Source organism: Cellulomonas sp. URHD0024, from assembly GCF_000426185.1.
Lineage (GTDB): Bacteria > Actinomycetota > Actinomycetes > Actinomycetales > Cellulomonadaceae > Cellulomonas.
In genome coordinates, this window is the sequence record NZ_AUEW01000008.1 from 261,548 (window position 1) to 269,529 (window position 7,982).

9 protein-coding genes are annotated in these 7,982 nt (G+C 71.1%); 2 read left to right on the plus strand and 7 right to left on the minus strand.

Annotated features, from left to right (window positions below; all coding sequences use genetic code 11):
* Nucleotide 1: 1 nt before the first annotated feature.
* Complete coding sequence (locus I847_RS0110340; RefSeq protein WP_028049630.1) at nucleotides 2-889, minus strand: dihydrodipicolinate synthase family protein; 888 nt, start codon at nucleotides 887-889, stop codon at nucleotides 2-4.
* Here I847_RS0110340 and I847_RS26715 point away from each other — a divergent pair.
* Together I847_RS26715 and I847_RS26170 are read left to right on the plus strand one after the other, a co-directional pair.
* The gene (locus tag I847_RS26715; protein WP_155856106.1) at nucleotides 883-1,104 is read left to right on the plus strand and encodes a VOC family protein; all 222 of its coding nucleotides are present in this window, start codon (nucleotides 883-885) and stop codon (nucleotides 1,102-1,104) included. The genes I847_RS0110340 and I847_RS26715 overlap by 7 nt on opposite strands.
* 179 nt (nucleotides 1,105-1,283) lie before the next feature.
* Complete coding sequence (locus tag I847_RS26170; protein WP_231384165.1) at nucleotides 1,284-1,616, plus strand: GNAT family N-acetyltransferase; 333 nt, start codon at nucleotides 1,284-1,286, stop codon at nucleotides 1,614-1,616.
* A 137-nt stretch (nucleotides 1,617-1,753) separates the two neighbouring features.
* On the opposite strand, the gene I847_RS23150 is transcribed toward I847_RS26170, so the two are convergent.
* The 6 genes from I847_RS23150 to I847_RS0110375 all read right to left on the minus strand — a co-directional run.
* Complete coding sequence (locus I847_RS23150; RefSeq protein WP_051274755.1) at nucleotides 1,754-3,469, minus strand: SpoIIE family protein phosphatase; 1,716 nt, start codon at nucleotides 3,467-3,469, stop codon at nucleotides 1,754-1,756.
* 306 nt (nucleotides 3,470-3,775) lie between these two features.
* A complete protein-coding gene (locus tag I847_RS0110355; RefSeq protein WP_028049632.1) occupies nucleotides 3,776-4,948 on the minus strand; it encodes an NAD(P)/FAD-dependent oxidoreductase in 1,173 nt (390 codons plus the stop codon).
* Between the two features lie 34 nt (nucleotides 4,949-4,982).
* Complete coding sequence (locus tag I847_RS0110360) at nucleotides 4,983-5,666, minus strand: TetR/AcrR family transcriptional regulator (protein ID WP_028049633.1); 684 nt, start codon at nucleotides 5,664-5,666, stop codon at nucleotides 4,983-4,985.
* A 247-nt stretch (nucleotides 5,667-5,913) separates the two neighbouring features.
* Nucleotides 5,914-6,495 carry a dihydrofolate reductase family protein gene (locus I847_RS0110365; protein ID WP_028049634.1) on the minus strand — a complete coding sequence of 194 codons (582 nt, stop codon included), beginning with the start codon at nucleotides 6,493-6,495 and terminating at the stop codon, nucleotides 5,914-5,916.
* 62 nt (nucleotides 6,496-6,557) lie between these two features.
* Nucleotides 6,558-7,397, minus strand: a complete 840-nt coding sequence (locus I847_RS0110370; protein WP_028049635.1) for a helix-turn-helix domain-containing protein — start codon at nucleotides 7,395-7,397, stop codon at nucleotides 6,558-6,560.
* Between the two features lie 369 nt (nucleotides 7,398-7,766).
* On the minus strand, nucleotides 7,767-7,982 hold a 216-nt coding region (locus I847_RS0110375; RefSeq protein WP_028049636.1), incomplete at its 5' end, for a helix-turn-helix domain-containing protein.

A 7,982-nucleotide genomic window follows, 5' to 3' on the forward strand; every position in this document is an offset into this window, starting at 1 on the left:
CCTATCTCTGCATCCGAGTCAAGGCATCCTCCAGTCGCGCGAGAACCTCGGCTCCAGGTTCCAGCAGGGGCGCCGGGAGGCGTCCGGTCTCCAGACCGAGGATCTGACCGACGGCGTGCACCACCCGAGGGCCGCCCTCCGTGAGCGCGATCTCCGCCACCGGCCGGACGTCGGCGAGAAGCCTGTCGACGGCCTGGCGGTCGCCGACGACCGCCGCTCGCGCGATCGCGACGAACACGGACGGCAGCACCGACGCGAGGCCTGAGTGCCACGTCCGGGCTCCCACCAGCAGACCCTCGACGCCCAGCACCTCGCCGCTGAATCCGAGCTCGACCGTCGGCGCCTCGGCCAGGAGCCGACCGGCGCGCGCCTGGATATCGGCCCTGTCGCTCCCTCGGTCCTTCACCCCGGCGATGCCCGGCAGCGCGGCGACCCGCAGCAGTGTCTCGATGCTGAAGGCGAACCTGGTGGTCACGGGGTTGTGGTAGACCCACACCGCCGTGTCGAGCGCACGCGTGACGTCCGCATAGAGGCCGACGACCTCGTCGTCCGAGAGTGGCAGGTACGACACGGTCGGCAGGAGCAGGGCGTTCGCGCCCGCCCGTACCGCGTCATCGGCGTGCGCAAGCACAGACTGGGTCGTGGTTGCGCCGATGCCGACCACGAGCGGCACTCGCCCGGCAACCGCCTCAGCGGCGACCTCGACGACCCGACACCTCTGAGCCCGGTCGAGGTAGGCCGCCCCGCCGGTGGACCCCAGGACCGCGACACCGTCGACGCCGGCGCGCACCGCCCGGTCGACGAGTGCTGCGAGCGCCCGCTCGGAGACCTCACCGGCCGCGTCGCGCGGAGTGGGCGGGTACGCGACGAGAGGACCCAGGAGTGCCATCCGCGCAGGGTAGCGTCGGACGCCACGCTCCCGCCGGTCGCGGCGGCTTCCTCGGGGTTCGGCACGCTGCAACGGCCCCCGACGACTCGAGGGCCGCGATCGACCGGCTCGTCCGCGCCGGCGCCACGGTCATCGCGGAGCACGCCGCCGGACCGGACGCCTGGACGATCCTCGCGGACCCGACCGGCGACCAGTTCCGCGTCACCGGACGCTAGAGGTACCTCCGAGCGTCTGATCCGGCCGCGGCGCCTGCCTGCATCGCGCCTGAACCGGCTGGTTGCTGCTCGGCCATGATCCAGAAACGATGAGGCCCGTGCTACCCACGACGATGCCGCGACTTGAAGGGTCCCAGGTGGAGCTCCGCTCTTTCCGGGAAGGCGATCAGGACGTCGTCATGTCTGTGGTCTCTGACGCGCTGATTCCACTCATCACGACAGTTCCGGCTCACGGTGACGCCGATGCCGTGGCGGCGTACATCGAGCGCCAGCGTGGGCGCCTCGCGGAGGGCGCCGGCTACTCGTTCGCCATCGCAGATCGTGGGACCGCCTGGGCGACCTCGCTCCACGACCTCCGGCGACTTCAGCTGTTCGTCGAACCGTGGAACATCGGGTCATGGCTCGCCGCAGAGGCCTGCGGGTACGAGCGTGAAGGACTGCTGCGCGGATGGGAGCTCATCGGCGACGAGTACAAGGACATGTACGTCTACGGTCGCCTCACGAGCGCCTGACGGTTGAGGGCACGACGAGGTCCGCGCCGTGGCCCGGCACTGCCGATGCATTCTCAGCGGGTGCCGGCAGGCTCCGACAGCGCGATGCGGCTTAAGTCTCGGGGGTGAGCCCGTAGGTCGCCTTGAACCGACCTCGGCTAGCCCTCGGACCACGGTGTCGGCGACGGTTCGAGCGGGTGATGTCCTGAGCCGTCAGCGGTCGGGCGCAAGCGGATGGCGAGGATGGCGACGTCGTCCTGGGGGTAGGGCGGCAGCATCTCGGCTAGGAGCTGGTCGCAGAGCGTCTCGAGCTCGAGTCCGGCAAGCGGGCCCAGGGTCGCGCTCAGGCGGTCGAGGCCCGGCTGAAGTGACTGGGTGCGGCTCTCGACGAGGCCGTCCGTGTACAGGAGCAGGGTCGCGCCCTGGCTGAGTTCCAGGGTGGACTGCTGCCGGTCGGTGTCAGGATGTACGCCGAGCAGAAGGTCCGCGCGGGCGTTCTCGATCCGTGTGACGGCACCGTCGGGGGTCAGGAGCATGGGCGGCGGGTGACCGGCGTTGGACCAGCGGATCGTCGCCGGGCCGGTGCTGGGTCCGGCGGCGGGCGGCTCGATCTGCGCGACGACGACGGTGGCGATCGCTCGCGAGTTGAGGGTGCGCAGGGTCTGGTCGACGCGCGTGAGCAGGTCGCCGGGTGCGGCGCCGGTGGCCACGGCGACCGCGCGCAGCTTGGAACGCAACTGCCCCATGGCGGCGGTCGCGCGCAGGTCGTGGCCGACGACGTCGCCGATGACGAGCACGGCGTGCCCGTCGGCCTGCATGAAGGCGTCGTACCAGTCGCCGCCGACGTGAGCGGCCTCGGCGGCGGGAACGTAGCGGACGGCGACCTGGACGTGGTCGGGGTGCGCAGGTGCGCTGAGCAGGGACAGCTGCAGGCCCTCGGCGACGCGCCGCTGCTGGTGGTAGAGGCGAATGTTGTCGAGCGCGAGGCCGGCGCGGGTGGAGATCTCCTGGGCGAGGGTCAGGTCCTCGGGGCTGATGCCGCCACGGCCGGCCGAGTTGAACATGGTGACCAGGCCGGTGGTGCGGCCGCGTCCACGCAGACCGAACATCAGGCCGCTGTCGGGGGCGAGCTGGGCGAGCAGGTCGCGTGCCTCCCCGGGCGGCAGGTTCGCACCCATGCTCGCGGCGGAGCCGGCGGGCACGGCCATGACTTCGCCGGACTGTAGCGCGCGTTTGACGTGAGGGTTGTCGACGGCGGGTTCGCCACGGGCCTTGACGTACCGCTCGACCAGGGGCAGGACAGCCGGGTCGGTGTGGGCGCAGGCGACCTCGTGGACCAGACGCGCACGGCCGGTGTCGTGCCCGTCCACGGACGTCACGACGCACCAGTCCGCAAGTTCGGGGACCAGCAGGCGGGCCAGGCGCTTCAGGCCCTGCTCGATGTCGAGGACCTCCGCGAGCTGGGACGTGACCTCGGCGAGCAGAGCCGCGCGCCGGGCCTCGCGAGCGTCGTGCAGCTGGGCCTGGCGGCGGGCGGTGACGTCCTGGAAGTACACCGCCAGGCCGTCCGGGCCTGGCCAGGCGCGCACCTCGTAGGCCGTCTCACCATTCAAGGAGCCGGGCGCTTCGAACGTCACCGGCTCACCGGTCGCGACCGCGGCCCGGTAGTGCCGCTCGAAGTCCGTTCCCACGATGGCGGGGTAGCACCGCCACAGGCACTCGCCGAGCAGCTTCGCGCGCGTCGCGCCCAAGAGCGCCTCCGCGGCGGAGTTGACGTAGCTGAACCGCCACTCGTCGTCCACCAGAAACATCGCTGCCGGCATCGCCTCCAGCAAGCGAGCGACCAGCCCGTCGTGCGCGTGATCGCGATCCACCGGCCACCTCCATCACACGGCGGCTGAGGTCCGCTCCCGTCGCAAATGCTAGCCCGCGACGTCCAGTCCGCAGGCGGATCGTCTCCGCAAGCCCAGGTCCACGCACCTCGTGCGGTGCCGATGGTCCCGCAGGCAAGACGGTGTGGTTCCAGATCGCCTTGGACCTGAGCGTTTAGGCGCGATCGGCTCCGAGTTACCGCCGCCGCCACGCACGGGCCGACCTGGCCACCCAGCGGGCGACGTCTTCTCCTTTGCGCCCGGGGCGGGTGCTCGCCAGGACCACCGCGATGGCGGGTGCGTACACGGTCATGGCGCCACGGCCTCGGCAGCCTCCGCCTGTGCGTCGTAGGCCGCGAACATCTCGACCAGGGCGCGCGGCGAGCCCTCGCTGAACATGAGGTCCAGGCTGCTCGCCGACTGACCTGCAGCCTCGGCGGAGCGCGGGAACAGCGCTGTCTCGTAGGCCGCGATCGCCGTCTCCACATCGCCGGGGTGCTCGACGACGGCCAGGGCCAGGAGCGCGCCGTCGTACATGGCGAGGTTGGCGCCCTCGCCGGCGAACGGCGACATCACGTGCGCGGCGTCGCCGAGCAGCGTCACGCCTGGGACCGGCTGCCAGGAGTGGTCGACGGGCAGGGCGTGGATACGCCGAGGCTGCAGCGGACCGTCGGCGTGGGCGACCAGACCGCGCAGCTCGTCGGACCAGCCGTCGAGCATCGCCAGGACGCTCGACCTCGCCGCGGAGGCGTCCGTGAAGTCGATCGTGTCGACCCAGTCCTCGGAGGCCCGCACGCCGAGGTAGAAGTGGAGGCTTCCGTCGCTCTCCTTGTGCCCCAGGATCCCGGTGTTGTCCCGGAACGCGAAGAGCATGCCGGCACCCATCACCTCGGCCTCGACGGCGTGCTGACTGTCGGCGTCGTGCAGATCGCCCTCGATGAAAGAGATGCCCGTGTAGGCCGGTGAGGCGTCCGAGACCAGGCGACGCACCTTCGACCAGGCGCCGTCGGCGCCGATGAGCAGGTCGGTCGTGATCGACTCGCCGTCGGCGAACTGCACCTCGTGGCGCCCCGGCACGCCCTCCACGCGACGCACGGCCGTGACCTTGCAGCCCCAGTGGATCGCGTCGGCGGGAAGGGAGTCGATCAGCAGGTCGCGCAGCTGGCCGCGGTCGACCTCCGGGCGGCTGAGCTGCCCCTGGTCCTCCTCCTCGCGCAGGACGGCGCCGGTGTGGTCCAGGATGCGCATGGCCTCACCGCCGGGGTGCACGATCGCGGCGAACGGCTCCCACAGGCCGGCGGCACGGATCGCCTCTTGCCCGTTGTACTCGTGGATGTCGAGCATCCCGCCCTGGACGCGCGCCTGACGGCTCGGCTCCAGCTCGAAGATGGTGGCGGCGACGCCGTTCGTGTGCAGGACGCGGGCCGCGGTCAGGCCGCCCAGGCCGGCGCCGATGATCGCGATCGGGTGGTGCGTGCTCATGGTGTGCTCCTTGGTCGTGATCGGGACAGTCGGCTCAGGACTCGGTGGGTGTGGTGGCGATGCCCTGGACCAGGGCTCGGATCGCCCAGGCCTGGCGTTGCGCCGGTGTACCGGCCAGCAGGGCGTCGGCATGTGCGACGACGTGGGGGCTCTCGGCCGCGTCCGCACCACGAAGGGCCCGGCGGAGCGTGTCCATCTGCGCCGCGCCGTCAGGTGGTGCATCGACCTCGTTCGGTGCGGCAGCGCTGTGCTCGGCCGCGGTCGCGGTCACGTGCTGCAGCAGCAGGTCCACGCCCCACGCGGCTCGCTGCACCGCGACGCCGCCCTCCAGCAGCAGTCCCAGGACCCGGTCGTAGAGACGGACGGCGTGCGGACCGGTGGGTCGCAGCACGAGGGCGGAGCGCGCCAGGCCGGGGTACGTGAACAGCACCTCTGCGTACGCGTCCAGCACCGACTCCAGACGCGCCAGCCAGTCGCCCGGCTTCGGCTCGATCGACGCGATCAGCTCGTCGAGGACCGCCGCGTGCAGCTCGGCGGTGTTGGCGACGTACACGTAGAGCGACGCCGGCCCGGTGTCGAGCGCCTGCGCGACCCGGCGCATCGTGGCTCGCTCCAGTCCTTCGGCACGGATGATCGCGATGGTCTCCGCGACGATCCACTGCAGCGAGAGCGCAGGCTTCGCGGGGCGGTCGCGGCGGCTTCCTCCGGGGTTCGGCATACGTGGAACAGTACACCGAACCCGTTCGTTACGAACATGTTCGTTCGCGTGTCGTGCGTCACCTCGTCGGGGCTGCCGGTCGGCTCCGGGGAAGTGCTCCACAGGTTGCACAACCCTCAACGTCTCGCCGTGACCGTGCAAACTCACGACGCGACAGGTTCGCATCACACGAGAGCGGGCGTGCAGCACGACCCGATCCGCCGTCGTGCCGGCGCAGTTGGACTTCTTGGCGTACGACTCCGATCGGTCAACGGCGCACCCGATAGCGCAGGTGAAGCACCCGGTCGCCCTGGACAACCAGGTCGGGGTCCTCCAGCAGGTGCAGCCCGTCGACCGACCCGAAGTAGCGCTTGCCGGACCCCAGCACGACGGGCGCGACGTCCATGCGCACCTCGTCGACCAGGCCCGCGGCAAGCGTCTGGCCACCGACGTCACCGGCGGCGACCTCGACGATGCGGTTGCCCGCGAGCTCTTGCGCCTTGGCGACCGCCGCCTCGATGCCGTCGACGAAGTGGAACGGTGCCTCGGGATCCCAGCCCTCGGGCTGCGGGCGGTGCGTCACGACGACGACGTGGTCGATCCCGCCCGGCGGCGTCCCGTCCCAGCCGTCCGTGATGTCGAAGACGTGGCGGCCGGCGATGGTCACCCCGACCTGGTCCCAGTAGGGCCGGATGTGGTCGTAGGACGCCTGCGACACCTTCAGCACGCCGCCGTCGTCCAACGGCACATCACCGCTGACCAGCCACTCGAACAGCGGACCGGGATCGTCGTTCCCAGCCGCAACGAAGCCATCCACGGAGACCGACGCGTTCATGACCACTCTTCCCACGGGTTCCTCCTCTGTTGGAGTCCCGAGTCTTGCGTGCCGTGAGCGATCGCTCTTGTACGAAATCATTCGGCCGGCAGCGGCCAGCCCTCCAGCGCGTGGTCGGGATGATCGCGCAGGAATCGCCGCCGGACCTCGACGTACCGGGTCGGCGTGAGCCCGGTGAACTCGCGGAACTCGTGGACGAAGTGGGCCTGGTCGAAGTAGCCCGCGCGGGCGGCGACGTCAGCCCAGTCGATCGGTCCGGCGACGTCGATCGCCAACACGGTGAAGGTGAAGCGGTAGCTGCGAGCCAGCCGCTTCGGCGTGACGCCGACAATCGCCTTGAACCGCCTCGCCACATAGGTGCTGCTTGCACGGCTCGTGACGCCGAGGTCGCTGATCGGCACCGCTCCACCGGTCGCCGCGATGGCGCTACCCATGTGGCGTACGAGGTCCAGGCCGTCGATCTCGCGCAACCGCCTCGTCAGCTCGTCTTCGAGCAGCGCCAGCATCTCGTGCGGCTCGTCCGCCGCGGTCAGCCGGTCGCGCAGCTCAGCAGTCGCCACCGGGCCCCACGTCCGCGCCACGGACACCGGCCGGTCGGTCAGCTCGGCCGCCGGCATCGGGAGGAACGAGGCCAACCCCCACGGCTGGAAGTGGACGCCGACGGACCGGGTCGGAGTCGGGTAGCTGAACTCCCACGCGCGGGTCGGCGTGGTGACCACGCAGCCGTCGGTGTACTCCACGGCTTGTGGATCGGTGCCAGCCCGGATGAGAAACGGCGCCCCGAGGTTGACGATGAGCAACGGGGCCGGCGCGGCCGGCAGCATCAGTCGGGAGTACGGCGGCGCGCCGTCCAAGTAGTAGAGATCGTCGATCAGCCCGTCGAGCGGCGGACCGGGCACCCTGGACACGTACTCCATGGCCGACATCATCGCCGACGGCCCATCTGGCATCACGCGCCGGCCGGTCCGACGTCGGCCGCCGTGGCGGGCGGTGCCCTGCCGTGACCTCCACCCTGACGCTGCCTGGTGCGCGAGCTGGCGGCCGGGAGCACGTCGGCACGTCGTCTGGTTCGCGGGCGCGCTGCCCGGCGAAGCCGTGGTACTCACCACCCGGACCGCAGGCGAGCCGTCAGATCCGGCGTATCGGTCGTTGTCGAGCTGCACGCCGGATTGACCGCGGCCGGGCGCGCATCGTGACGAGGACATCGACACGCGTTCCGCCCCTGGGTGAGCTATTGCTCTGGCCCGAAGGCCGAGCCTTCGTGGGGCTAGCCCGTCCGCCTCGACCTACGCGGGAGCCAGGTCCTCCGAGGCCGCCAGCCAGGCCCGTGGCGAGGACCCGATTCCCTGGGTGAACGCTCGGGAGAACGCGGCAGGCGTCGCGTAGCCGAGCGCGGTTGCCGTCCGGCCCACGGACGCCCCGGAGCGGAGCCGCTCCTGGGCGACGGTGAGGCGCCAGTTCGTCAGGTACTCGGCGGGCGGCTGGCCGACCAGCTTCCTGAA

What these genes read in the sequence shown, in the direction of transcription:
- I847_RS0110340 (WP_028049630.1), bottom strand. Translation starts at nt 889, where the DNA reads ATGGCACTCCTGGGTCCTCTCGTCGCGTACCCGCCCACTCCGCGCGAC.
- I847_RS26170 (WP_231384165.1), top strand. Translation starts at nt 1,284, where the DNA reads ATGTCTGTGGTCTCTGACGCGCTGATTCCACTCATCACGACAGTTCCG.
- I847_RS0110355 (WP_028049632.1), bottom strand. Translation starts at nt 4,948, where the DNA reads ATGAGCACGCACCACCCGATCGCGATCATCGGCGCCGGCCTGGGCGGC.
- I847_RS0110370 (WP_028049635.1), bottom strand. Translation starts at nt 7,397, where the DNA reads ATGGAGTACGTGTCCAGGGTGCCCGGTCCGCCGCTCGACGGGCTGATC.
- I847_RS0110360 (WP_028049633.1), bottom strand. Translation starts at nt 5,666, where the DNA reads ATGCCGAACCCCGGAGGAAGCCGCCGCGACCGCCCCGCGAAGCCTGCG.